Annotated in this window: 18 protein-coding genes; 8 read left to right on the top strand and 10 right to left on the bottom strand. The window is 67.2% G+C overall.

Translation table 11 applies throughout. The features are described from left to right. Positions 1 to 42: 42 nt before the first annotated feature. Positions 43 to 1,455: a DEAD/DEAH box helicase family protein gene (locus tag BSF38_RS14175; RefSeq protein WP_076346602.1), complete on the bottom strand. Its 1,413-nt coding sequence runs from the start codon at positions 1,453 to 1,455 to the stop codon at positions 43 to 45. A 1,008-nt stretch (positions 1,456 to 2,463) separates the two neighbouring features. Here BSF38_RS14175 and BSF38_RS14180 point away from each other — a divergent pair. After that, complete coding sequence (locus tag BSF38_RS14180; RefSeq protein ID WP_076346604.1) at positions 2,464 to 5,028, top strand: Ig-like domain-containing protein; 2,565 nt, start codon at positions 2,464 to 2,466, stop codon at positions 5,026 to 5,028. Between the two features lie 66 nt (positions 5,029 to 5,094). Here the strand turns inward: BSF38_RS14180 and BSF38_RS14185 are convergent, their stop codons facing one another. Further along, entirely contained in the window at positions 5,095 to 6,219 is a 1,125-nt protein-coding gene (locus tag BSF38_RS14185) for a phosphatidylinositol-specific phospholipase C1-like protein (protein WP_076346606.1), read from the bottom strand. 154 nt (positions 6,220 to 6,373) lie between these two features. Between BSF38_RS14185 and BSF38_RS31360 the strand changes: the two genes are divergently transcribed. Then, the gene (locus tag BSF38_RS31360) at positions 6,374 to 8,614 is read left to right on the top strand and encodes an efflux RND transporter periplasmic adaptor subunit (protein ID WP_076346608.1); all 2,241 of its coding nucleotides are present in this window, start codon (positions 6,374 to 6,376) and stop codon (positions 8,612 to 8,614) included. 159 nt (positions 8,615 to 8,773) lie between these two features. Further along, complete coding sequence (gene ychF, locus BSF38_RS14195; protein WP_076350894.1) at positions 8,774 to 9,862, top strand: redox-regulated ATPase YchF; 1,089 nt, start codon at positions 8,774 to 8,776, stop codon at positions 9,860 to 9,862. A gap of 274 nt (positions 9,863 to 10,136) precedes the next feature. On the opposite strand, the gene BSF38_RS14200 is transcribed toward ychF, so the two are convergent. The 4 genes from BSF38_RS14200 to BSF38_RS14215 all read right to left on the bottom strand — a co-directional run bounded on the left by BSF38_RS14200 (position 10,137) and on the right by BSF38_RS14215 (position 13,782). After that, entirely contained in the window at positions 10,137 to 10,397 is a 261-nt protein-coding gene (locus BSF38_RS14200; RefSeq protein ID WP_076346610.1) for a hypothetical protein, read from the bottom strand. A gap of 41 nt (positions 10,398 to 10,438) precedes the next feature. Beyond that, a complete protein-coding gene (locus tag BSF38_RS14205) occupies positions 10,439 to 11,542 on the bottom strand; it encodes a DUF1559 domain-containing protein (RefSeq protein WP_076346612.1) in 1,104 nt (367 codons plus the stop codon). A 160-nt stretch (positions 11,543 to 11,702) separates the two neighbouring features. Next, positions 11,703 to 12,983 carry a Bcr/CflA family multidrug efflux MFS transporter gene (locus BSF38_RS14210; RefSeq protein ID WP_076350896.1) on the bottom strand — a complete coding sequence of 427 codons (1,281 nt, stop codon included), beginning with the start codon at positions 12,981 to 12,983 and terminating at the stop codon, positions 11,703 to 11,705. Positions 12,984 to 13,176: 193 nt separating this feature from the next. Continuing rightward, entirely contained in the window at positions 13,177 to 13,782 is a 606-nt protein-coding gene (locus BSF38_RS14215; protein WP_076346614.1) for a pseudouridine synthase, read from the bottom strand. A gap of 129 nt (positions 13,783 to 13,911) precedes the next feature. On the opposite strand from BSF38_RS14215, the gene BSF38_RS29975 reads away from it, so the two are divergent. Next, entirely contained in the window at positions 13,912 to 16,125 is a 2,214-nt protein-coding gene (locus BSF38_RS29975; RefSeq protein WP_083712938.1) for a mechanosensitive ion channel family protein, read from the top strand. Positions 16,126 to 16,298: 173 nt separating this feature from the next. Here the strand turns inward: BSF38_RS29975 and BSF38_RS14225 are convergent, their stop codons facing one another. The 4 genes from BSF38_RS14225 to BSF38_RS14240 form a co-directional block, all read right to left on the bottom strand. Further along, positions 16,299 to 17,162: an ABC transporter permease gene (locus tag BSF38_RS14225; RefSeq protein ID WP_076346616.1), complete on the bottom strand. Its 864-nt coding sequence runs from the start codon at positions 17,160 to 17,162 to the stop codon at positions 16,299 to 16,301. Continuing rightward, a complete protein-coding gene (locus BSF38_RS14230) occupies positions 17,159 to 18,115 on the bottom strand; it encodes an ABC transporter ATP-binding protein (protein ID WP_083712939.1) in 957 nt (318 codons plus the stop codon). The genes BSF38_RS14225 and BSF38_RS14230 overlap by 4 nt, the downstream gene beginning before the upstream one ends. Positions 18,116 to 18,258: 143 nt before the next feature. Further along, positions 18,259 to 19,344, bottom strand: coding sequence for an ABC transporter permease (locus tag BSF38_RS14235; RefSeq protein ID WP_076346621.1), 1,086 nt, complete (start codon positions 19,342 to 19,344; stop codon positions 18,259 to 18,261). Then, entirely contained in the window at positions 19,344 to 20,255 is a 912-nt protein-coding gene (locus BSF38_RS14240; protein ID WP_076346623.1) for an ABC transporter ATP-binding protein, read from the bottom strand. Before BSF38_RS14240 ends, BSF38_RS14235 begins: the two co-directional genes overlap by 1 nt. Before the next feature lie 247 nt (positions 20,256 to 20,502). Here BSF38_RS14240 and BSF38_RS14245 point away from each other — a divergent pair, with 247 nt between their 5' ends. The 4 genes from BSF38_RS14245 (at position 20,503) to sppA (ending at position 25,773) form a co-directional block, all read left to right on the top strand. Then, positions 20,503 to 21,450 (top strand): RNA polymerase sigma factor, encoded by a 948-nt coding sequence (locus BSF38_RS14245; RefSeq protein WP_076346625.1) that lies wholly within the window; start codon positions 20,503 to 20,505, stop codon positions 21,448 to 21,450. Between the two features lie 142 nt (positions 21,451 to 21,592). Continuing rightward, a complete protein-coding gene (locus tag BSF38_RS14250) occupies positions 21,593 to 22,681 on the top strand; it encodes a PA0069 family radical SAM protein (RefSeq protein WP_076346627.1) in 1,089 nt (362 codons plus the stop codon). Between the two features lie 135 nt (positions 22,682 to 22,816). Next, positions 22,817 to 23,656, top strand: coding sequence for a YkgJ family cysteine cluster protein (locus BSF38_RS14255; protein WP_076346629.1), 840 nt, complete (start codon positions 22,817 to 22,819; stop codon positions 23,654 to 23,656). Between the two features lie 206 nt (positions 23,657 to 23,862). Then, positions 23,863 to 25,773 carry a signal peptide peptidase SppA gene (gene sppA, locus BSF38_RS14260; protein WP_168189373.1) on the top strand — a complete coding sequence of 637 codons (1,911 nt, stop codon included), beginning with the start codon at positions 23,863 to 23,865 and terminating at the stop codon, positions 25,771 to 25,773. The last annotated feature ends 497 nt before the right edge of the window (positions 25,774 to 26,270 follow it).

The raw sequence follows: 26,270 nt of genomic DNA on the forward strand, positions 1-26,270 counted from the left end.
TTCGGGCTTGTATTTCGATCCATGCCGGCCTCCCCCCGTCCTTCAATCCCCGTCGTAAGCACTGTGCTGCCTCCGGCGGTTCGACGTGTATTCCTCGACCGTGCCCCGGGTGATGACCTCGTAGAGCACCGCTTTCTTGTCTCCCGACTTGCGGAGGATGCGGCCGAGCCGCTGGACGTGCTCGCGGACCGAGCCCGAGCCGCTGAGGATGATCGCCACGTTGGCCTCGGGGACGTTCACTCCCTCGTTCAAAACCTTGGAAGTCGCCACGATCGGGTAGGCCCCCGAATTGAACCGCAGGAGGATCTCCCGGCGCTCCTTGGTCTTGGTCTGGTGGGTGATGACCGGAACGAGGAACTGGCGGGCGATGGTGTAGACCGTGGCGTTGTCGTGGGTGAAGATCAGGACGCGGTCGTGGTTGTGGCGGTCGAGCAGCCGTTCGAGCAGCTTCAGCTTCGCCGGAGCGGCCAGGGCCAGGGTGCGCTGTTCGCGGTAGGCGTGGAAGGCTTCGCGGCCCTCGGGCGAGCGGAACGCCAGGAACAAGAACCGGCTCCAGCCGTCGGGCCGACGCATATCGATTCCCGAATTGGTCACGAACGCCCGGTAGCACTCGCGGGCCTCGTCGTACCGCAGCCGCTCCTCTTCGCTGAGCGAGACGTACAGCGGGACCACCTGGTAGTCGGCCAGGAACTCGCCGCGAAGCTGGGTGATCTCGCGGCGGTAGACGATCGGGCCGATGAGCTGGTCGAGGTGCGTGTGGGCGTTGTCGGCCCGCTCGGGGGTCGCGGTCAGGCCGAGCCGGAACGGCGCGATCGCGCAGATGGCCGAGAGCCCGTAGGTCGCCCCCGGCAGGTGATGGCACTCGTCGAAGACGATCAGGCCGAACCGATCGCCCAGGCGCTCCATGTTGATGTAGGCCGAGTCGTAGGTCGTGACGGTGATCGGCTGGACGTCGTTGTAGCCGCCGCCGAGCAGGCCGATCTCGACGCCGAAGCTCAGCGTCAGCTCGTCGTACCACTGGTTCATCAGGTCGATGGTCGGCGTGACGATCAGGGTCGGCCGCCCAGCCCGCTCGATCGCCATATTCGCCAGATGCGTCTTGCCTGTTCCGGTCGGCAGAACCACCACCCCGCGGCCGCCGGCCTTCCACCAGGCGTCGAGCCCCTCGGTCTGGTGCGGAAAGGCGTTCTTGGCCACCTGGATCTTCCAGGGGGTCAACGTCGGGCCATACCCGCGCGCGTCGTCGGTGTAGACGAGCTTCTGCCGGCGGATGTGCTCGACGACCGTCCGGTACCAGATCGCCTCGGCCCGGAAGGTCTTGCTCCGGGGGTCGAACTTCACCCCCGGCAATCCGGGGTCGTCCCCTTCCTTCGGCCCCTCGACGACCACCGTCCCCCGGTCGAAGACCAGCCGTAACGGCCGGGGCTCGCTCTGGTTCGAGTCACCCGTACTCATGAAACGGCCGCTCCGAGATCAATGCGCTGGGGACACTCCGGCCGATTCGCCATCAGCCTGACAACCAGTGTACCCGAGTCTAGGCCCCCCCGCGAGGTTGGGTTCGTTCGCGCCGAAAACCCACGCCGCCGACGCCCCAAACCCCTCCCCGTCCCGCCTCGTCGCCCGGGCTCGACACGCCCCGACGAGCCCCCCGTCGTCCCGGCCGAATTTGGGTTCGTTCGCTCCACGAAACCAGGCCGAACAAGAAACATAAATCCTTTATCCACAACACATTCGAGCCAACAACACGATTGGCTTCGATTGCCCGGAAAACCAACCGTCGCTCCACGCGTCGCGACCTCGAAATCCTTCGCCTCCCCGGTCGTCGACGGCCGTTCGTGGGCATCGAACGGACCCCTTCCTCCGGCCGGCCAATTGGGTCCGTTCGGCGCTTTTTCGTGGCCGGCTTTCGGGTTTGTTCCCCCAGTCCGCCACTCATTGAGTTCCCGAATTGTGAAAGAGCCGGGCGAGGCTGGACCGCCCCTACCTTTACTATTGTCCACGATCGCCAAGTCTGAAACGGTTTACGCGACGATTTGCTCTTATTCCGAGCGCCCGGAATGCAAACCACCATGGCGCCGTGGAGACAACCGGCCCCATGAAAATGGGGTTCGCGGTCGGCCGGGTCCGGTAGGGGCGCCCCTTGTGGGTGCCCGGTTCGTTTCACGTCGACCGCTCACGCTCGGCGATCGGGCGCCCACAAGGGGCGCCCCTACGGCAAACCACAGACCGGGATTTTCAGAGCGGCTCGAAGCGCCAGCGTGTGGATGGCTCATGCGGCCGGTTCCAGTTCTTATTTGCACATCCGAAACCGAGTGTTACATTTCGGACGGGGTATTGAGACCCACGCCGACGACTCCCACCTCTTGATCGTCAAGACCCCGACATTTCACACCAGCGACACACTCGCACCATCTCGTTGATTTGATGCGAGTGGGATTTTTCGCACGACGCCGAGGGGGCACGATGAAGACACGCGCCGTCGATGTTCGCCGCTCCGTCCGCAATAAGCGCCGGCCCTTCCTGGAAGCCATGGAACGGCGCGAGTTGCTCGCCAGCTTCCTCGTCACGACCACCGGCGACGCCGGCCCGGGGTCGTTCCGGCAGGCGATCATCGACGCTAACACGACGACCGGCCCCAACGTCATCCAGTTCAGCATCGGCTCGGGACCGCAGACCATCGTTCCGGTCTCGCCGTTGCCGACGATCAGCAATCCCGTCACGATCGACGCCACCACCCAGCCGGGCTACGCGGGCCAGCCGATCATTCAGATCGACGGCTCGCAGATCTACTATCCGAACTCGTCGCCTCCCCAGCAGGTGCCCGGCGTGACCGGCCTGATCGTCACGGCCCGGAGCACGGTGCGCGGGTTGGTCATCAACCGGTTCACGGGGAGCGGCATCCTGTTGCAGGGGAGCAGCGGCAGCACGATCGCCGGCAACTACATCGGCGTCGACCTCGCTGGCAGCACCCCGTTGGGCAACAGCTACAACGGCGTCGGGATCGTCGACTCGCGCAACAACATCATCGGCGGAACGACCGCCGCCGACCGCAACGTCATCTCGGGCAACGGCTCCAGCGGCGTTCAGATCACGACCAACCAGGGCCAGGTCCTCAACGGCGGCAACATCGTCGAGGGCAACCTGATCGGGACCGACGCAAGCGGCGCCGTCGACGTGGGCAACCAGTTCGACGGCGTCACGCTCAACACCAGCGGCAACACCGTCGGCGGGCTCGCGCCGGGCGCGGGCAACCTCATCGCCTACAACCGCGGCTCCGGCGTGGACGTCTACAGCTACGGGTACTACAACTCCCCGCAACTGAACACGCCGATCCTGTCGAACCTGATCTACTCCAACGGCTCGCAGTCGATCGACCTCGGCTACCTGGCGAACACTCCCGTCTCGTCGCCCGTGCTGAATTCGGCGTACGAGCAGGGTGCCGGCACGGTCGTCGAGGGGAGCTTCTCCGGGGCGCCCGACACCAACTTCAAGGTCCAGTTCTATTCCAATCCGACCAAGGCGCAACCGACCCAGGAAGAGGGCCGGACGCTGGTCGGCACGCTGAACGTCACGACGAACGACTTCGGCCTGGCCAACTTCACGCTCACGCTCCCCACGCCCGTGGCCGCGGGCCAGTACCTGAGCGCGACGGCGACCGATCCCAACTTCAACACGACGTCGGAGTTTTTCAGCTCGACGCTCGTGACCTCGACCGCCAGGGCCGACGTCGGCGTGTCGATGTACTCCAACGCCAGCGCCGTGTACGCGGGCAGCCCGTTGACTTATTACATCAACGTCGCCAACGGCGGCCCCTCGAACGCCACCAACGTGGTGCTCACCAACACGCTGCCGGGGGGCGTGGCGGTCAAGTCGGTGACGGCCCCTGGAGGGACGATCACTCAGGCCGGCGGCGTCGTCACGGTGAGCTACAGCCAGCTCTCGTCCGGCGGCTCGCAAGCCATTCAAATCACCGTGATTCCGGCGACGATCGGCACGGTGACCAACACCGCGACCGTCCGCGCCGATCAGACCGACCCCAACCCGAACGACGACACGGCGACCGTCACCACCACGATCATCGCCAACCCCTACCCGCCGACGGTCACCGACCAATCCCTGGTCGTCACGCAGAACGCGATCACGGGGCTCGTCCTGAGCTTCAACCAGCCGCTCGACCCGTCCCAGGCCGTCAATCCGATCAACTACAGCCTGACGACCGGCGACCAGCCCGGCCTGTTCAACGCCACGGTCCCGCTCAACCCGCCGGTCTACGACCCGGTCAGCTCGATCTTGACGTTGACCCCGGCGCAGCCGCTCCAGCTCGGCAAGGTGTACCAGCTCACGATCAACGGCCAGGGCTCGGCCGGCGTGTCCGACCTCGCGGGCGACCTGATCGTCGGCAACACCGGGCTCGGCCCCCAGGGTCCGTACGTCTGGCAGTTCAGCCGAGGCGCGGTGCCGCAGCCGGCGCTCGCCGTCGCGGCCCAAAACCTGGTCGTCACCCGCAACGCGATCACCGGGATCGTCCTGACGTTCAACGAGCCCCTCGACCCGTCCCAGGCCGAGAACCCCATCAACTACGCGCTCGCCGTGGCCGGGCCCAACGGCACGTTCAGCCACAAGGTGACGCTCAAGTCGCCGGGCTACGACCCCGGCTCGCGGACTGTCACGCTGATCCCCACCCGCGCGCTCCAGCTCGGCAAGCTCTATCAGCTCACGGTCAACGGCCAGGGCTCGGCGGGGGTCGTCGACCAGTCGGGCAACCTGCTGACCGGCAACACCTCGGCTGGCGCGCAAGGTCCGTGGACCTGGCAGTTCAGCCGGGGCTTCGTCCCGCACCCGGCGCCCAAGCCGCCCCACTTCGCGCGCCCGGTTCGCGTCCCCAAGGTCCGGCTCGTCGAGTCGTCGGTCAACCGCCGCGTCCTCACCGGCCCGGCCTCGGTCTCGGCCAATGGCGTCTCCAACGCCTTGCCTCCGCTTTCCGAATCCAGCAACCTCCAAAACGTCATCAACACCAACCCGGCCTGAGCCCTCGCGGACGGGTTTGGTACGATCAAATCGCCACGCCGTCGGTCGCGCAACCGGCGGCGTGGTTCATTTCGAAGCTTCCAGGTCGACCCGCTCGCCGACGCGGGGGCGGGCGTTGACGGGGTTGGGACGGGCGACCACGGAGCCGGGGAGGCGGGCTGAGTAGGGGGAGAAATCGGGCCGAGGGTTGGGGTAATCGGTGCTCAGGAACTGCGCGCCGCTGGAGAACGCGGCTTCGCGGCGCGTCGTGTCGTTGCGGCGCGATTCCTGGGTGTCGGCGTCGGCCCGGGTGCGGACGAGGTATCCCGCGCGCACCAATTCGATGATCCGATCGTGGTTCGCGACCGCGTCGTCGATCCCCATCCAGGCGGCGGCGGGATGGCCCGGCTCGGCCTGGACGAACATCACGCGGCCCCGCAGCGCCGGGTGGCCTTCGAGGTACAGGTCGCGGAGGCCGCCGCCGTTGTTGAGGGCGAACATCACCTTGCCGCGCGATGATTCCAAGGTCGGCCAACCGTGAGTTCGGATCGCCTCGGGAAGCGTCTCGGACGCCCCTCGGAGGTCGTCGGGCGTCACGAGGGTCGCGGGCGGGAAGCCCTCGCGGATCGCCGATTCGAGCGCCTCAAGGTCCGCTTTCTCGAACGGCAGCGGGTTGGTCGGCAAGAGGGGGAACGCCTCGGTCTTCAGCTCGACGAGCACAAGGATCGGCACGTGCCTCGGACTCGCGGCCGACCACGCCCGGATCTCCTTGAGCGCCTGGGCGAAGCTCGGGACGATCGAGCGGTAGTCGAGATCCTGGACGTGAAGGATCTTCGCCCCGGGCCGACGCATCGCGCCGTCGCGATCGGGATCGACGCCCGGGTCTTCGCCGATCTTCTCAAGGATCGTCCGGATCAAGGGCTTCGCGTACCGCCCTCCCTGGGGATCGGCGAAGAGGTCGAGTTCGATCTGGCGGACGCCCTGCTTCGAGAACTGGTCGGCGAGCGGAAGATGCGTGTATTCGAGCGATTCGGCCAGCCCCTTGCCGGTCTTCGCGATCATCGCCAGGACGTTCGGCGCGGGGGCGATGTGATACGAGTTGTGCGTGCCGATCACCTGGATCTGGTTGATCCGGAGGTCGTCGCCCGCCGCGACCACGCCCCCCATCCATGCCAAGGTCAGCGACAGGAAGACGGACGTTCGGGCGCGCATGGTCGGATGACTCCGGAAGAGGCTTTGGTCTGCAATCGAGGTTGATCCCGAGAATCGTATTTCTCGAAAATACCGAAAAAACCTGGATAAGTCCGGCCGGATCGCGGCTTTACTTGAGTGGAGATCAACAACTCATCGCTCTGGGGACGGATTTGTGGCAGGCGACCTGAAGGGGCTTTATCGTGGACAGGTCCGCACGCTGTTCGACGCGGGGACCGTCACCGGGTTGACGGACGGCCAGCTCCTGGAGCGGTTCGCGACCCGGCGCGGCGAGGCGTCCGAGCTGGCCTTCACCGCCCTGGTGGAGCGCCACGGCCCGATGGTCCTGCGCGCCTGCCGGGGCGTCCTCCGTGACGACCACGAGGCGATGGACGCCTTTCAGGCCACGTTCCTCGTGCTGGCCCGCAAGGGAGGCTCGCTCTGGGTCCGCGACTCGCTCGGCCCGTGGCTGCACCGGGTCGCCTGCCGCGCTGCCGGCCGCGCGAAGCGCGCGGCGGCCCGGCGGCTGGCGAGCGAGAAGAAGGCGGTCGAGATGGCGGTCCACAACAACGTCGACGCCGACCGCGACGACCTGGCGGCGGTCATCCACGAGGAGGTCGACCGGCTCCCAGAGCGGTATCGCTCGGCGGTCGTGCTCTGCGACCTCGAAGGCCGAACCTGCGAGGACGCGGCGCGGCACCTGGGCTGCCCGGTCGGGACGGTTGGCAGCCGCCTGTCCCGGGGCCGGGAACGGCTCCGCGACCGTCTGACGCGGCGCGGCCTGGCGACCGGCATGCTGGCATGGCAGGGGCCGCGCGAGCCGCTCCCTGCCGAACTCGTGGGCGCGACGGTCGCCGCCGCGACCCGTTTCGTTTCGATCCAGGCGGCCTCTCAAGGACCCGCCGCAACACTCGCTCTGGGGGTTATCAAATCCATGGCCATATCCAGTTGGTGGAAAGCCGCGTCGATCCTGCTCGTCGTGACCGCCTCGACGTCCGGCGTCGTCTCAATCGCCGGGCGGGGGGCGGGGGTTGAAAAGGGAGCGCCCGACGACACGCTCCAGGCCGCCAGCGCGGACGTCGGCCTGGCCGTTGAAGTCAAGCCCGGCAAGTTCTCCGTCGTCATCAAGGAGCGGGGCAGCCTGGAGGCGTCGCGGAACAACGACGTGTCTTCCAAGGTCGAGCAGAACACCGCGATCCGAATGATCCTGCCCGAGGGAACCCGCGTCAAGAAGGGTCAACTCGTCTGCGAGCTCGACTCCGCGGGCCTGAAGCGCATCCTCACCAGCGAGCGGACCGCCGTGGAGAAGGCCGAAAACGCCTACGGGAGCGCCAAGCTGGCCCGCGAGGTCGCCGAGATCGCGCTCAAAGAGTATGTGGACGGGATCTATCCGCAGGACCACGCTTCCGCCTTGGGCGAGGTGCGCCTGGCCCAGTCGGCCGTCAAGCGGGCCGAGGAGCGGCTGAAACGGACCCGATCCGCCCGCGAGCGGTTGAACACGATCCTCGCCGGCCGGGAGGCGGTCACGCCCTCCGACGTCGCGGCCGAGCTCGACGTCGCCGACCGCCTCGACGCCGCCGAACAGGCCGTCCCCCGCGAACAGATGGCGGTCGAAGTCGGGCAAAACAAGCTGGTCGTCCTCGAAAAATTCACCAAGGACAAGACGGCCAAGCAGCTCAGCTCCGAGATCGCAAAAGCCGGCGCCGACGAGTCGTCCAAGAAGACGGCCCTTGAGTCAGCCAAGGGCATAGTTGCGAGCCTCGAACGCCAGGTCGCCGACTGCGAGATCCACGCCCCGTCCGACGGCATCCTGGTATTGGCCGACTACCAGAACCGGCCCAGCATCAAGGAAGGCGTCGTAGTCACCTACGGCCAGAAGCTCTTCAGCATCCCCGACCTCACGAGCATTCGGGTCGCCGCCAGGATCCATGAGTCGATCGTCGACCAGCTCAAGCCGGGACAGACGGCCCGGATCAGAGTCGATGCGTTCCCCAACGAAAGCTTCTCCGGCCTCGTTGAGGCCGTCGCCCCGCGCCCCGACGCACGGAGCTCCTTCGGCAGCGGCGCCAAATCCTACACCTCGAACGTCACAATCACGAAAGGCCTCCCGGACCTCCGGCCGGGGATGACCGCGGAGGTCGAGATCCTCGTCGCCGCGCTCGACGACGTGCTCAGCGTGCCGGTCCAGGCCGTGGTCCAGTACGACGACAAGGACCACGTCGCGGTCAAGACGCCCGATGGCAAGCTCGACTGGCGCGAAGTGAAGTTGGGAATCGCCAACAGCCAGGCGGTCGAGGTCAAGGAGGGCCTCAAGGCCGGCGAGGCCGTCGTGATCGAACCGGTTCCACTGTTGAGCGAGGAACAGAAGCGGAAAGCGTCGACGCCCACAGCACCCGCCGCCGGACGTAAACGGTAGGCTCGCGGGTGTTCGGCCGGCGAATTCGGGAAGACGCGGCGGGTCGGCCGAGTGTACGATGGCTCCCTTGATCGGCGGGGCGTCGTGAAGCTGGATTCCGCCGTTTTTCTCACCCGGATCGGGATCACCCCGGTCGAATCGAAAGGGCGTCGCGAGAACATGAGGGCTGGCATCGTTGGTTTGCCGAACGTGGGCAAGAGTACGCTGTTCAACGCTCTGACCAGCTCGAAGGCGGCGCAGAGTGCGAATTATCCGTTCTGCACGATCGAGCCGAACGAGGGCGTGGTGAGCGTCCCCGACGGCCGCCTGGAGCGGATCAGCCGGTACATCGTCCCCAAGAAGCTGATCCACGCGGCGCTCCGGCTGGTGGACATCGCCGGGATCGTCAAGGGGGCGAGCGAGGGCGAGGGGCTGGGCAACAAGTTCCTCAGCCACATCCGCGAGGTCGACGCGATCCTCCAGGTCGTCCGCTGCTTCGAAGACCCGGACGTCGTCCACGTCGCCGGCGCGGTCGACCCGATCTCGGACATCGACGTGATCGAGATCGAGCTGATGCTGGCCGACATGCAGACCCTGGAGAACGCCCTGCCCAAGGCCGAGCGCACGGCCAAGAGCGGCGACAAGGAGGCTAAGCTGCGGGCCGACGCCATCCGCAAGTGCCTCGACCACCTCGGCACGGACCAGCCGCTCCGCAAGCTGACCCTCGACGAGCAGGAAGCCGCCGCCATCTCCAGCTTCGGCCTCATGACGGCCAAGCCGATCCTCTACGTCGCCAACGTCGACGAGAGCGACCTGGCCGGAAAAGGACCGCTGGCGATGAAGGTCCGCGAACGCGCCGCGATGGTCGGCGCGGGGATGGTCCCGGTGTGCGCCAAGCTCGAAGCCGAGATCGCCGAGCTGGACGAGGCCGACCGGGCCGAGATGCTCGCCGGTGCGGGCCTCGAAGAAGCCGCGCTGCCGGCCCTCGCGCACGAGGCCTACCGGGTGCTCGGCCTGCAAAGCTACTTCACGGCCGGCGAGAAGGAAGTCCGCGCCTGGACCATCCCGGTCGGCGCCACCGCCCCCCAGGCCGCCGGCGTGATCCACACCGACTTCGAGAAGGGCTTCATCCGCGTCGAAGTCTACACCCTCGACGACCTCGAAACCTACAAGAGCGAGAAAGAAATCCGAGCCGCCGGCAAGCTCCGCGTCGAAGGCAAGAACTACATCATGCAGGACGGCGACATCTGCCACTTCCTGTTCAACTGAGCCGCCGAAGCGGATGCCCCGAGTCCAAACAAAAACCAGTGCGGATTGCGTTTGGGTTGCACACGTAGGGGCGTCCCTTGTGGGCGCCCGATCGGCGTCGGCAACCGCCGCGGCGTTGGCGATTCGGGCACCCACAAGGGACGCCCCTACAGTCCCAGAAGCGAACGGCGCCGAGCCGAAGCTCATTCGTTCGATCCGTCAAAACGAAACGGCCCGAGCGATCGATTCGCCCGGGCCGTTTCAGTTGATGCGAAGTCGCGCGGCGGGCGGACGCTCAGAAGCGTTCCGCCTCGGCCGAGGTCGGGTCCACCCGCTTCTTCGAGGATCTTTTCGATCCCTTCTCCGCAGGGGTGAGGAGCATCGTCGCTTTCTCCTCGTCCGCCACCGCGGAGTCGTGCTGGGTCATCGCATCGCGCTCCTCGGCGCTGAGTTCCGGAAGCTGGCTGACGTCGTTGGGTGCGGCCTCTCCCCCTCCGCAGCCGGCGAGGGCGGCGGAGAGGACGAACAGGGCGGCGATCGCCGAGAGTCTGATCATATCGTGCAATCCTTATTCAATTCAACGGCGGTCGTCCGAGATCAGAACTCGTCGGCGCTCAGGGGTTCCAGGTCGTCGATCACCGTCAGCTTGCGGAACGTGGTGGGGTTGACGGAGAACTTGATGAAGTGGACCGAGCCGTCGCCTAGAAGGGCGTTGATGCCCCCGGGGTGAGGTCCGCCGAAATTCCGCCGCCACAGACCCGTGCCGGTCTTCGGGTCCGGCGGCGTGTTGCAGACGCCGCTGAACCAGGGGGCCTGATCGTCGGGGATGGGGACGAATTGATAGCGGATGCAGTCCTCGTCCCAGCCGCTGTTCTGCCACATCTCGTTGTCGCCGCCGTCGGAGCCGACGGTCTTCAACGGCTGGCTCTTCTCGGCGAAGACGATCGAGTTCGAGGTGCCGTCCTTGAAGTGGGCCCACAGCCGCTTGGCGCCGAGCCCGCTCCACACGATGGCCCCCTTGTAGCCGGCGGTGTCGCCGCGATTGATCCCCGACGTGATCCCCACGGCCGGGGTCAACCCGTTGGGGGGCGCGGGCGTGAACGCCGAACCCGAACAACTATACGCTTGCCCCTGCATGAATCCGGCGCAGCCGGCGTAGTCGTTGCGAGAAGTCGCCGCGATCAGCGGGCTGCCGTAGCGCTCGTTCATGCGGCGGCTCGGGCAATAGAAGGTCGACAAGGCGACGCGCGAGACGTCTTGCTCGCCGTTCAGCGTCGCCGGCCGGCTGACCTGGACCGCCGGGGCGTTGAAGTTGGCGATGTTGTAGAGCGGCTGCTGCTCCATGAAGGGCAGGATCTTGAAGAAGTGGTTCCAGCCGTTCGGATGGGCCGCGTTGCAGCACGCGCCGCCGTCGGGGGTGCTCCCTTTGGCGGTGTCGGGTGTACCGTTCAGCGAGACGGGATTCGGGTCGCCGTCGTAGGGCCCCTGCGGCAGATAGCCGTTGGCGCTCTCGAAGTTCGCCACGCCCAGGCCCATCTGCTTGAGGTTGTTGGTGCACTGGGCGCGGCGGCCGGCCTCGCGGGCCGACTGCACGGCGGGAAGCAGAAGCGCGATCAGCACCGCGATGATGGCGATCACAACCAAAAGTTCGATCAAAGTGAAACCCAGGCGCGTCGGCCGGGACCGTCGTTTCGACGTCACGATGCTATTCTCCTATCTCTCTATCTCGGCTCGCCATGCGGCCCAACAGCGGGTCCGCTCGGCGAGCGTATCAACCATCAGGTGAGACAGGTAGGATAGGCTGCTGTCGTGAAGATTAAGTGACGCCTAAATAAAGCTCGCGCTAAAATCACCTACGGAATTAAGACCCGCTCGGCGCGACGGCGCAGCCGCCGGTCGCAAGGTCGTCGATCTCCGCCGATCGAGCCCGGCCGCGCTCGGCGACGAGCGTGACGGCCAGCGAAACCGCCGCGCAGCCGGCCATCGTCAGGGCCGCCGGCCGAGGCGTCCCGTCGTGGAAGACGCCGACCAACGCGCCGGTGGCCGCGCCGACGGCGAACTGGAGCATGCCAAGCAAAGCCGACGCCACGCCCGCGTGCTCGGGGAACGGTGCCATCACCGCGGCCGTCGCGTTCGGCAGGATCAACCCCAGCATTGACAGGCAGACGAAGATCCCCGCGACGAAAGCCGGGAACCCGCCGACGCCCGTCCAGGCCAGCACCGGCAGCAGCGCCCCCGCCGCCGCGCCGACCAGCGACGCGCCGCGGAGGATGGCGTGCGTGCTGTACCGCCGGCTCAGCCAGCGGTTGACCTGGGCCGAGCCGATCAAGCCGACGGCGTTGCTTGCGAAAACCAGACTGAAGGCCGAGGGCGAGAGCCGGTAATACTGCATGAACATCGACGGCGCCGAGGCGACGTAGGCGAAGATCAACCCCAGCGACAGGCTCGCCGGCGCGGCGTAGCCGATGAACCGGCGGTCGACGATCATCTCGGCGTAACGCGGGAAGACCGAAAGAATCGGCTCGCGGTCGCGACGGTCCGGCGGGTGGGTCTCGGGGAGGTCGACCGCGACCGCCGCGCCGCAGAGGCAGGCGAACACGGCGAGCGCCCAGAAGATCGCCCCCCAGCCGCCGAACTGCATCAGCCAGCCGCCGACCGACGGCGACAGGATCGGCGCGACGCCGATCACCAGCATGAGCATCGAATACACCCGCGCCGACTCGGCCTCCTCGAACGAGTCGCGGACCACGGCTCGCGCCACGACCATGCCGGTCGCGCCGGCCAGCCCCATGACGAACCGAGCCAGGATCAGGGCCTCGATCGAGCGAGCGAACGCGCAGATCGCCGACGCGACAGCGAACGCCGCCGCGCCGTACAGCAGCGGCTTGCGCCGGCCGACGCGGTCGGAGATGGGTCCGCAGACGAGCTGGCCGATCGCCAGGCCGGCCAGGAACATCGAGAGCGTCATCTGCATCATCCCGCCCGGAACGTGCAGGTCGCGCTCGATCTCCGGGAACGCCGGCAAGTACATGTCGATGCCGAGCGGCCCGAAGGCGTCGAGCAGGCCGAGAAGGATGATGAAACGAAGTCCGGGGCGGGCCGTCCGGAGGATGGACGGCGGCGTCTGATCGTCGAGGGGCATCAAGGGGGTCTCGCGAGTCGCGAAGGCGGAAATCGCCGAGGGAGGAGGATCGGCGGGAAGTTCGACGTTGTGTACGCCGAAATCGTACGGAGGAAGGCAAGAGGTGAGCGCCGAAGCCCTGACAAGAAAGACCCTCGCAACCATGCCTTCTCCCCCGGCCAGGGGGAGAAGGGAAATTCGACCCGGGACCGCGCTAGGATTGCTCCGGCTCCGGCTCCGGCTCCGGCGTCGGGAAGGTGCCCAGGGCTTGCTGTTCCTCGGAGGTCAGATCGAGCCAGCCGCCGGGAGTCAGGCCTTCGAGGGTGATCGGGCCGACGGACCAGCGGACGAGCCGGAGCGTCGGGAAGCCCGCCGCGGCGGTCATCCGGCGCACCTGGCGGTTGCGGCCCTCGCGAAGCGTCAGCTTGATCCAGGCGGTCGGCACGTTCTTGCGAAACCGGATCGGCACCGGGCGGTCGGGCAGGGGGGGAGGTTCGGAAAGCAGCTCCACTCCGGCCGGCCGGGTCAGGCCGTCCGACAGCACAACCCCCTGGCGCAACGCTTCGAGCGCCTCGGGGCTGGGGACGCGCTCGACTTGCACCAAATAGGTGCGTGGATGCGCGAATCGAGGATTGGTCAGGCGATGCGAGAGCGGCCCGTCGTCGGTCAGGATGAGCAGCCCTTCGCTGTCACGGTCGAGCCGGCCCGCGGCGTAGACGCCGGCGACCGGCATGTAATCGGCGAGCGTGGCGCGGCCGCCGGGGTCGGTGAACTGACAGAGGACGTCGTAGGGCTTGTATAGCTTGATCGTGCGAGGCATCGCGGCTTCCTGGGAATAACGGCGAACTTGGCATCCGGCTTGCATTGAATGTATAGTCGGTCGTCGTCGACTTCCCGCCCTGTTTTCTCGAAATCGAGAAAAAAATGCTTTTGAATCACGAGGTCGCCGTTGCCGTCGCGTGTCGCGAAGCCTGAAAACGGGGTGATCGGAACCGCGGCCGGTCGCTTCGGATTGGCGTGGCTCGCCGCCGTCTGCGTCGTACTCGGCGCGTCAGGCTGCGAATATTTCACTTCCCACAGCCTGGAGAAGCTGAAGCCGTCGGCGACGAAGCCCATCGTCAGCGCCGCCGAGGCCGAAGCCGACGCCCTGTCCCATATCCAGAAGCTTCCACCGCCCGATGCGCCGGCCCTGGGGCCGAGTTTGAAGCTGACCGCCGCCGACCTCGTCACGCTGCTGGAGCGCGTCCTCCGCGGCAACCGCCAGGAGCTGGGCGAGTTGGAGCCTCAGCTCCAGGACTACGACGAGGACGATCGGGCGCGGTCGACGTTCCAGAAGCTCGACGACATGCTCCAGGACCTGGAGCGGCGGCGGAAGACCGTCGCAGCCGATGCGAAGCAGGCCGAGGACCTGGCGCAGCGGATCGCCGCGTTGCGGACGCCCTGGGAGCTGGCCCGCGAACGGCTCAACCTCGACCTGCGCGGCCGGATGCTGAGCCTCGAGCGCATCAACCTCCTGAACAGCATCCTGGCGCACGACCAGCAGCGGCTCAACGCGATCCTTGAATCGGGAGACGCCCTCAAGGCCCTGGAGGAAACCAAGGCCCCAGCGCCGACGCCGACGCCGACGCCGGTCCCCCTCGCCGCCGACGGCAAGGCCGCCGTCACGCCCCCGGCGGTCGTCGAACCGCCCAAGGCCGCCGCGGAGGAGCCCAAGCCAGCCGCCCCCGCGCCGGCCCCGGTATCGGTCCCCTCCCTCCTGCCGGGCGTCCCCAAGCCCGAGGAGAAGAAGGCCGACGCCGCCAAGACCGACGCCGCCAAGACGGCCGAGACCGTGCCGGCGAAGGACGAGGTTAAGGAGGCGAAGCTGCCTCCGAGCAAGGAGCTGATCGCCGCCAAGCGCGAGTTCGCCGCCAAGAGCACGGTCGTCCAGAAGCTCCAGGAGCGGACGATGACGCTCGACGCGCGGATGCAGAACGTCGCCCGGTCGATCGAGCTGGTCGGCGAACTCGCCGAGGTTTCGCGGCTCTGCATGGAGAACGCGACCAGGACACGCGCCTATCTCCAGGAGGAGATGCAGCGCGATCCGAAGTCGCCGGCCCTGGAAGCCTGGACCACGCCGGGCGTCGACGTGATCACCGCCCTCGATCGGCGCATCCTGGCGTGCCGCGAGGAAGCCAAGAATCGACTCGCCCGCCACGACGCGATGGTCGAGGAGCGCGACCTGATCTTCGGGGCGCTCAAGAGCGTCACCGAGCGGACTCAGTCGGCCGAAGAGGGGCTCAAGAAGGTTCAGGAACAGGTCGAGGCGCTGGAGAGCCCGTTCTCATCCTATCACATCATGGGATGGCTATGGTTCCACGGCCCGTCGATCCTGGCGACGCTCGTCGTCATGGCGCTCCTCTACTGGATCGTCAGCCGGTACGCGCACAAGATCGTCCAGATCTTCGCCACCCGCGGCCTGCGCGGGTCGAAGGCCGAGCGCGACAACCGGATGGACACGCTCGTCAGCGTGCTTCAGAACACCGGCAGCGTTGTCATCCTGGTCGGCGGCGCGATGACGATCTGCAGCCAGGCGGGCGTCCCCGTCACCCCGCTGCTCGGAGGAGCCGCCGTGGCCGGCGTCGCGGTCGCCTTCGGAGCCCAGAATCTAATCAAGGATTTCTTCTATGGCTTTATGATCCTCTTCGAGAATCAATACAAGCTCAAGGACGTCGTCAGGATCGGCGACCACACCGGGCAGGTCGAGCAGATCACCCTGCGGATGACGGCCCTGCGCGACGACGAGGGGGCGCTCCACTTCATGCCCAACGGCTCGACGACCTCGGTGGTCAACATGACGCACGGCTGGTCGCGCGCGGCGTTCGCGATCCGCATCGCCCTCGCCGAGGACGTCGACCGCGTCATCGCGGCCATCCAGGAGCTGGGCAAGGAGATCCGCCAGGACCCCGCGCTTCGGCTCATGATCGTCGACGACCTGACGATGCTGGGCGTCGACGAGATCACCGAGACGGTCGTCGTGATCAAGTTCTACATCAAGACGCTCCCACTCCAGCAGTGGAACGTCAAGCGCGAGTTCCTCCGCCGCCTCAAGAAGAAGTTCGACCAACTGAAGGTCATCCCCCCGCCACCACCGACGCCTGCGCCTGCGCCTGCGAAGAAATGAGCGAAGAAGCTTAGCTCCCCTCGGCCGTCATGACGGCGGGTGCCACGGGTTCGGTTTCCGAACCCGTGAGCGAGAGCCTCGGCCCCCCCACCTGGGTTCGGAAACCGAACCCAGGCCACCCATCCTGGAACTCGGACGTCTCAAACAGAGAGCTGTCGCCACGACCAGGGAACTCAGCTTCCTTCAGGCGTCTTGACGCGGAATTCGCGGGTGCTGAAGATCCACGCGCCCAGGGCGAGGAAGAACGCGGCGGCGCCGAGCAGGACCAGCAGGCAGACGGCGACCGATGGGACGGCGTTCAGGTCGATCGACCAGTCGTCGCCGGGCAGCCCGAGCCATCGGACGCTGAGCACCCGGTTGTAGAACATCGCCGTGGCGTACCGCAGCAGGAACGGCACGTTGGCCAGCAACCCCTCGAAGACCAGGATGTAGCCGACGCCGACCGCCAGCGACTTCCGCGTGACGAGCCCAAGGCATCCAAAAACGGCGATGTATTCGAGCAAGGCCAGGGCCGTCAGCCCCGCCACCACTCCGGCGCGCGCCAGCAGCCAGCCGGCGTCGTATTCGGGCAGACCGGCGTACACCGCCGCCAGGGCGGCCGTCGTGAACACCGAGGCGAAGACCGCCGTCACCAGCGTCGTCCCCAGCACCTTCACCAGGTAGATCGCCCAACGTGGCACGGGCCGGACCAGCAAATACGTCAGCGTCTGCTCCTCGACGTCGTCCTGCACCAGGCCCGACGCGAACAAGAGCGCCGTCAACGGGATGATCGCCTGCGGGATCAGGGCGAAGACCAGGATTTGCTCCTGGATCGCGGGATCGTACGACGGGTCGTAACGCCGGACGAGCAAGGCGAACGCCGCCGGCAGGGCGAACAACAGCACGAGCACCCAGATCCGCTTCCCGCGCACCTGCCGGGCCGCCGTGATCGCCAGCACCGTCGCCAGAGCCGAAAGCGACGGCCGGTTCGAAAGCGGAACCGGCTCGCACCAGGGGAGGGCCGGCGGCGGGATCGGGGCCGTTGCATCGCGACTCATGAATTCACCAGATATTTAAAAACGGCTTCGAGCGAATCGTCGTCGGAGTAGATCTCTTCGATGAGCGAGTCGGCCTCGCGGGCCAGCGCCGGGAGCCGGCGATAGAACTGGTCGGGCGCGTGGGTCTCGATCACGATCGAATCGCCGCCGCGCGCGATCTCGACCCCGACCACGTCGTCCCACCGCACGAGCTTGGCGGCCAGGTTGCGCGTGTTGGGGCTCTTGAGGACGATCCGGTGCGGGTGGGCGTCGATCAGGTCGCGGATGTTGCGGACGTCGCCGAACGCCACCAGCCGGCCCCGATTCATCAGCACGATCCGCGGCGTGAGCGCCTGCACTTCGTAAAGGACGTGGCTCGAAACCAGGATCGTCCGGCCCTCGTGGGCCAGGCCGGCGATCAGGTCAATCAGCTCGCGCCGGGCCACCGGATCGGTGCCGGTGAGCGGCTCGTCCAGGAACAGCACCTGGGGGTCGTGGACGAGCGCCTGGGCGAGCTTGATCCGCTGCCGCATCCCCTTCGAGTACCCTCGGACGATCCGGTCGGCGTGCGCGGTCATCTTGACGTGTTCGAGCGCGCGGTCGGCGGCCTCCCTGGCGGCGGTCCGTCCCAAGCCGGCCAGCGCCGCGCTCGCGCGGAGGAACTTCCGGCCGGTCATCCACTCGAACAGCGCGTCCTGCTCGGGGCAGAGGCCGACGTACCGATTGAGGCCCGCGTTGTTCCAGGGCCGATGCCCGAGCACCCGGACTTCCCCCTGGCTGGGGCGAAGCTGGCCGGTCGCCAGTTGCAAGAGCGTGCTCTTACCCGCGCCGTTGGGCCCCAGCAGCCCGGTCACGCCCCGGGCCACGCGGAGCGAAAGGTTGTTCACGCCGATGACCTGGCCGTACCACTTCGAGACCGATCGAAACTCGATCACCGCCGGCTCGTCCGGCCCGTCCACGTCTCCCATACTCATCCGGCGCCCCTCATTTCATGGAGCATTCGTAGGGGCGTCCCTTGTGGGCGCCCGATCCCACATCCCAGGGCGCCCACAAGGGACGCCCCTACGAATGCCACGGGTTTTCGGCCACCCGGTGCGTTTGAACCCACCATAAACCCTCATTTCAATCGATCGAGTGATCGGACCCGCGTGGACAGGACGACGATCGACGCGGCGCCCAGGCCCGCGAGCACCCCGGCCGACCACGTCCAGGGAACCGGCGCCGAGGCGAGGTTCGTGGCGTTGTTCTTCCCGCCCGGTGGACTCGGCGGGATCGGCGGAGTGATGGGGTCGCGGTCGCCTCGGCCTCGCCGCTTTCCCAGCCCCAGCGGCCCGAAGCGGGACGCCGAGTCGAGCGTGCTCTTGCCCGCCCGAAACAACTCGCCGACGCGCTCTCGCTCGCGATCGACGTCGAAGAGCGCCTCGCGGACCTGCGACAGGTTCATGGTGTAGGAGACCAGGGGCGACCATTCGCGGTAGGGCGAATGCTTGAGCACGCCCGAGGCCACGCCGCCGACCATCCAGAGCCCGATCCACATCGCCGCCACCTGCCGCGAATTCCTCGACAGCGACGAGAACGCCAGCATCAGCAGGCCGGCCGACAGCGTCGCGACCAGGCTGAAGGCGATCGATGCGGCCAGCACGCGCCAGGTGTCGCGAATCATCATCGGGTCGAGGCTGAACGCCAACCCGACGACGAAAGCCAGCAGCGCCGGTATCAGCGTGACCGTCAGCAGGAACGCGGCGATCACCCCGAACTTGCCGAGGAAATAATCGATCCGCCGCAACGGCCGCGAGAAGTAAAGCGGCAGCGCGTTGAACCGCAAGTCCTGGCTGATGAGGTCGGGACCGACCAATACAGTCAGGATCATGCAGACGAAGATCTGGACCTCGAAGAACAGCGAGAAGGCGAGCACCCAGAACGTCGACCGGTATCCCTTGGGACCGTCCTTGAGCGCGTCCGGCAGGCTTGTGAAGAGGAACAGGATCGGCGTCAAGACCGCCGACTTCTGCTCGAACAGCCCCCAGACGATCAGAAAGGCCGCCAGCACGAGCGCCGGCAGCAAGGCCGACAGCAGCATCAGCAGAACCCAGCGGTTCTTGAGCTGCGCGCGAACGCCCTGCCGGGTGATCGTCAGCCAGCGGAGCGCGTGCCCGGCGAGCTTGCCGTTCCAGTGTTGATAGCCCTGGTCCAGGATCGGCATCAGCTCGGCTCTCCAAGGGCTCGCAAGAACACTTCTTCCAGCGTGCTGCGGCGGGGACGCAGCGACCGGATCTGCTCGGCGGCCTGCTCGGCGGTCTCCCAGAGGGCCGCGACGGTCGATCCGGGAGGCAGGTCGACCAGCAGGTGGTCGTTGACCGGCTCGGCCCGCACGCCGCGCGCTCCCAACAGCCCGGCGAACCGTCGCTGATCGCCCCGGACCCGCAGCTCGAACTGGCGGTCGTGGGCCTGCTTCAACTCGGCGATCCGCCCCTGGGCGAGCACCCGGCCCTTGCCGAGCACCACCACGTACTCGCAGACCGCCTCGACGTCCGGCAGCAGGTGGCTGGAGATCAAGAGGTTCATCCCCTTGGCCCGCGACAGGTCGCGGCAGAGCGCCAGGATCTCGTCGCGGCCGACGGGGTCCATGCCGTTGGTCGGCTCGTCGAGGATCAGCAGCCGAGGGTCGTGGACGATCGCCGAGGCGATCTTGAGCCGCTGCTTCATCCCCGTCGAATACGACTCGGCGCGGCGGTATCGGGCCTCGCCCAGATCGACGTAATCGAGCACCTCGTGCGCCCGCTGGAGGGCGTCCCTCGGCCCCATGCCGACCAGCTCGCCGGCGTAGGCGACGAACTGGACGCCGGTCACGCCCGGGAACAGGCATTCGTCCTCGGGCACGAAGCCCACCGTCTGACGGATTTCGAGGGCCTCGCGGGCGATGTCCATCCCCAGCACCCGCCCCCGGCCGGCGTCGATCGCGATCAGGCCCAGCAGGCTGCGGATCATCGTCGTCTTGCCCGCCCCGTTGGGACCAAGCAACCCGACCGCCCCTTCGGGAAGGGCCGTCGACAACCCCGCAAGCGCCGTGATCGCGCCATACGTCTTCGTCAGCTCCTCAAGCTCGATCAACATCGCTCACCAAAGGTCATCGCGAAAGGCTCCTCCCCATCCCACCCACGAAGGCGAAGGATGCAAGGATGGTTCGCCGCCCGTGCCCGATTATTGTCCCGACGCGGCCGGCTCCGCACAATCGGGCTGCCGCCCAATGCGGCCCTCTCTCGAAAGCCGCATCCGGGATTCTTGAAAACATCTTGTAACCAGCGTGATCAATCGAGACTCTGTGTAAAGGGACGGATTACAGGCAAGGAGACCCACATCGATGTCCACGACTGTCGCCACGCATGACGCTCCCTCGCGTCTGACAGGTTTCGCGGGCGAAGGGAGCCCCGATCGTTCCGACGAGGCGCTACTCGATCGGTACTTGAGTGGAGGGGAGAGCGACGCCGACGAGGCGTTCCGCGAGCTGATGTTCCGCCACGGGCCGATGGTCCTCGCCGTCTGCCGGCAGGCGCTGAACGGCTCGCACGACGCCGAGGACGCGTTCCAGGCGACGTTCTTGACGCTCGCGCGCAAGGCGGCGACGATCCGCGACCGTCGGTACCTGGCGGGCTGGCTCTGCGAGGTCGCCCACCGGATCGCCGTCCGGTCGCGCGGCGCGGGGGCTCGCCGCCGCGCCCGCGAGGCCCACGTGCTGGCCATGGCCGACGTGGTCCGCACATCGGAGCAGGAAAACCAGGCCAGCCGCGAGGAGATCCGGCCCCTCATCCAGGAGGAAGTCCGCCTCCTTCCCGAGAAGTACCGGGCGCCGGTGGTCCTCAGCTACTTCGAGGGGAAGTCGAACGAGGAGGTCGCCGAGCTGCTCCAATGGCCGGTGGGGACCGTCAAGGGGCGGCTGTCGCGGGCCCGCGAGATGCTCCGCTCGCGACTGAAGCGCCGGGGTCTCGCGCCCGCGGCGGCCTTCCTGCTCTACGCCCTCGAAACCGAATCGTCCGCCGCGACGCCGATCGAAGCCTCGCTCGCGAACGACGCCCTGCGGACGAGCCTCGGCGCCCGGTCGACTCCCGACGCTTCGAACTCATCCGAACAGACCGCCCGCAAGCCGGCGTCGCACCGGCTGCTCTTCTACCTTCTCGTGCTCGCGACCGCCGCGTCGGCCTTCGGATACGAATACCGAGACTACCTCGGCTCGCTCAAGGCGGCCGACATCTACGACGGCGCGATCGACCTCGTCCCGTTCTCCATGTCATCAGCGCCAAACTGCCACTGAGGCGCGTCGCCGAGAATCGATTACTATCCATCTGGACACTACTCCTGGGAGACGCTAGAGTAGGCGCGTCGCCGATGAGAAGGGGGACGGCCTCCGGATCGCTTCGGCCGGCTCAACGTTCCAATTCAGGTGGACGCAACCTATGAACGGCGAGCGCATCTCTCCCAAAGGGCGGGGGGCGGGGTTCAACCCGCCCAATCGGTTCGACCCGGAGCACCACGAGATCGAGCTGGAGACGTTCGAGGACGACGAGGACTACCTCGAAAGCCTGCGACGACCCGAGACCGAGTTCCTCCCCGACCGCTCGCGGAGCGTGATCGCCGAGAACCAGAGCCCCGATGTCGGCTTCGAAGCCAGTCTCAATCCGTATCGCGGATGTGAACACGGCTGTATCTATTGCTATGCGAGGCCGACGCATGAGTATCTCGGCATGTCGGCGGGACTGGATTTCGAGACCAAGATCCTGGTGAAGCACGACGCGCCGGCGCTCTTGCGGCGCGAGCTGGAATCGCCCAAGTGGCGGCCTCGGGTGCTGTCGCTGAGCGGCGTCACCGACCCCTACCAGCCGATCGAGCGGAAGCTCCGGCTGACGCGGCGGTGCCTGGAGGTGATGGCCGAGTACCGCCAGGCGGTCACGATCGTGACCAAGAACCGGCTGGTCACGCGCGACGCCGACGTTTTGGCCGCGCTGGCGGCCCACCAGGCGGCCGGCGTGTTCGTCTCGATCACGACGCTCAACCCGGCGCTCGCCTCGCTGCTCGAACCAAGGACGAGCCGACCGTCGGGAAGACTGGAGGCGATCCGCGCGCTGACCGCCGCCGGAGTGCCGGCGGGCGTGATGGTCGCGCCGGTGATCCCCGGTCTCAACGACCACGAGATCCCGGCGATCCTCGAAGCCGCCGCCAAGGCGGGGGCGCAGACCGCCGGCTACGTCATGATCCGCCTGCCGTCGGCCGTCGCGCCGCTGTTCGAAGACTGGCTCCAACGCCATCGCCCGGACGCCAAGGACAAGATCCTCAATCGCATCCGGTCGATGCGCGAGGGCAAGCTGAACGACGCCCGGTTCGGCAGCCGGATGAGCGGCCAGGGCCCGATGGCCGAGCTGATCGCCCGGGTCTTCCGATCCTCCTGCAAGCGGCTCGACCTCAACGTCCGCCCGTGGCCCGTCTCGGCCGCCGCCTTCCAGCGACCCGGCGGTGACAGCGACAAGCAACTCCTCCTCTTCGACTGACAGGCAGTCCGGAAATCCAGCGAGAACGGCCCTATCCTTCAGCATTTTTCGCTCACTTGCGGAGCGTCCGATCGCGCAGAATGGTTGACGACGAGGCTGCCATTCACGAAAGAGGCCCAACGGCCAGAGACTCCCATGACTCCCGAGCCCGACTCCCCCCCGCGGACCATCACGGCCAACGTGAACCTGAACCTCTCGGGCACTCCGGTGGAGGCGAAGATCACGGTCCCCGTGGCGCCGTTTCCGCTCCCCATGCTGTTGCCGACGTTCCGGTCGTTGGCGGAGACGATCATCGAGCATGCGGTGGAGGACACGAAGTCGGAGGGGCTGACGATCTCCTGTCGGAGCGGCTGCGGGGCGTGCTGCCGGCAGCTCGTGCCGAGCAGTGAAGTCGAGGCCCGCCTGATCCATGATCTGGTGGTAGACTTCCCCGAGCCCCGGCGCGCGAGGGTCCTGTCCCGCTTCGCCGAGGCGCGTCGCCGCCTTGATGAGGCCGGACTGCTCGAGATGCTGCTCAGGCCCGAGGCCTTCTCCGACGATCAGTTGCGGCCGTTCGCTCTGGACTATTTCAAACAGGGCATCCCCTGTCCGTTCCTTGAGGACGAGTCGTGCTCGATCTACGAGGAACGACCGATCGCCTGTCGTGAATACCTCGTGACCTCGCCGGCTGAGCACTGCGCGCAACCGTCCCCCGAGACAGTGCACTGCGTGAAGCTGGCGGCGAAGGTCTCCAGGGCCGTGAACCGGATCGGTCAAGATCCTACGAGTCGGTTCGTCCGCTGGGTCCCCCTCGTCCTGGCGTTCGAGTGGGCGGAGGGCCACCCCCATGACCTTCCTCCCCGCCCCGGGCCGGAATGGCTTCGCGAGTTCTTCGAGCACCTGACCGGCAGCGAGATTCCCGCGCCCGCCGCGGCCGACCCGCCCACAGAACGCATCGAACTCGACGCGGAAGGGACGGCGAGAGCGCCCGGATAGCCTCCACTTCACCCTACGACACCAGTCAGACACGTGTTGCCCTCCGCCCCGGAGCCGCACTACGATGGTTGCGCTCGTGCCGGGGGCCGGTCAAGAAACGGCTCGCCCGGTCGAATATCCAACCGCCTGTCGCCCTGTCACGTCGCGCGGGCTTGGACGGGCGTGTTCGCAGCGGAGCGTGCGCGATCTCGATTGAGGATGAAATCATGAGCAGTGCGCGGAAGTGGATGAAGCTCGCCGTCGTGATGTCGGCCGTCGGCCTCGCGGCCCCGTTCCTTTCTGGAGCGGCCCGGGCTCAGGACAAGCCTCATGACGAGGCGGCCAAGGCGAAAGGCGCCGAGGTCAAGAAGGACGAGAAGAAGGTCGAGCCGCCCAAGGCGCGGATCGCCGTGTTCCGGCTGGCGGCGGCCGTGAAGGAGACGCCGACCGAGGAGATCTTCAACTTCGGCGGCGAGACCGGCACGCCGCTCTGGACGCTGGTCGAGCGTCTCGACAAGGCGGCGGCCGACCCGGCAGTCAAGGCGGTGGTCGTGCTGCTTGACGGGGCCACGATCGGCGCGGCCCAGGTCGGCGAGCTTCGCCAGGCGTTCGACCGCGTCAAGGCGGCGGGCAAGGAGCTGATCGGTCATACCGACACGATCTCAAGCCTGGGCCAGTACACCCTGCTGAGCGGCGCCGGCCGGGTGAGCGCCGTGCCCACGGCCGACGTCTGGGCCACCGGGCTCTACGGCGAGACGCCGTACCTCCGCGGCCTGCTCGAAAAGCTCGGCGTGAAGCCCGACTTCCTGACCTGCGGCGACTACAAGAGCGCCGCCGAGATCTTCATGCGCGAAGGGCCGAGCAAGGAAGCCGAAGCGATGCAGAACTGGCTGCTCGACAGCCTCTACGACACCCAGGTCGCCCGCATCGCCGCCAGCCGCAAGGTCAGCCCCGAGCTGGTCAAGGCCTGGATCGACAGCGGCCCCCACAGCGCCGAGAAGGCCAAGGAACTGGGCATGCTCGACGCCGTCGAGCACCGTCAGGACCTGGAGGCCCGCCTCAAGAAGTCGTACGGCGACGACGTCGTGTTCGACCGCAAGTACGGCAAGAAGGCCGAGCCCAGGCTCGACGCCTCGTCGCCGTTCGGGATTCTCAAGTTCTGGGGCGAGCTGCTCGGCGCGTCGAAGCCGGTCGACAAGAAGAAGGCGGCGATCGGCGTCGTCTACGTCGACGGCCCGATCGTCCTCAACGCCAGCAGCAGCGCCGAGCTGTTTCAGGAACAGTCGGCGGCGAGCACCGAGATCCGCAAGGCGCTGAACGAAGCGGCGGCCGACGACGCGATCAAGGCCGTCGTGCTCCGCGTCGACTCCCCCGGCGGCTCGGCCCTGGCCAGCGAGATCATCCTCGACGCCACGCGCCGCGTGAAAGCCAAAAAGCCGTTCACGGTCTCGATGGGGAACGTCGCCGGCAGCGGCGGCTACTACGTGGCCTGCGGCGCCGACACGGTGTTCGCCGACGACGCGACCATCACCGGCTCGATCGGCGTGGTCGGCGGCAAGCTCGCGACGGGCGGCATGTACGACAAGATCGGCGTCAAGTTCAAGGCCAGCCGCCGCGGCCAGAACGCCGGCATGCTCTCGTCGGGCGACGTGTTCACCCAGGCCGAACGCATCAAGATGCAATCCTGGATGGACGAGATCTACGGCGTGTTCAAGGGGCACGTCACCGCGATTCGCGGCGGCAAGCTCAAGAAGCCGATCGACGACCTGGCCGGCGGCCGCGTCTACACCGGCAAGCAGGCGCTCGCGCTCGGCCTCGTCGACCGGCTCGGCACGCTCCACGACGCCGTCAAATTCGCGGCCGACGCCGCCAAGATCACCGAGTACGACGTCCGCGTCGTCCCCCGTCCCAAGTCGGCCCTCGAACGGCTCCTCGACCAATCGGCGGGCGACGACGACCGCAAGGGCCTCGACGTCGCCGCCGCCGCCCGGCCGTTCCTGATCTCCCAGGCCCTGCCGCTGGTGCAAGCCCTCGACCCCGCGCACGCCGCCGTCGTGATTGACGCCCTCGGCCGCCTCGAACTGGTCCGCCGCGAGGGCGTCGTCCTCATGGCCCCAGAACTCGGCCTGGGACGCTGATCACGTCTCACCCTCATCCGCCGCTTCGGCCGAAGCGGCGGATGAGGGTCGACCGCTTCACCGCCGATCGGGGCGGCGCGATGAGTCCGCCCCGCGCTTCGCCCCCCAACCCCACCCGCAATTCCAGGCCCGACGCCGCCGACACATCTCCTAAGAAATTCGTTTTCAAGCTGGAGCCGCCTTGACGTTCCGCTTCTTCGACGAATAAATTAAGACTCAGAAAGTCGCGGTGTCGTTGACAGTGCATCCGTCACCGACGCGGGCCGGCGCGCCCGCGGCGCATCGCGACCTTGAAATTACGAAGATTTGATGTATTCCCGCGACTGAGAATCCACTGATCCGAGGGCGGGCCCTTCGGGTGAGCCGGCTTCGTGCGAATCAGCCGCTTGAAGAATCCCCCCTGTACGTGCCCCGGCTCATCGCGACGTTGCGCGAGCGGCCGGCTCGTTCCTTATTACTTTCGACGAGATCCAGCGCGTCTCGCCGCCGGCGCGGCC

Origin of the sequence: Paludisphaera borealis (assembly GCF_001956985.1) — a bacterium.
Classification (GTDB): Bacteria; Planctomycetota; Planctomycetia; order Isosphaerales; family Isosphaeraceae; genus Paludisphaera; species Paludisphaera borealis.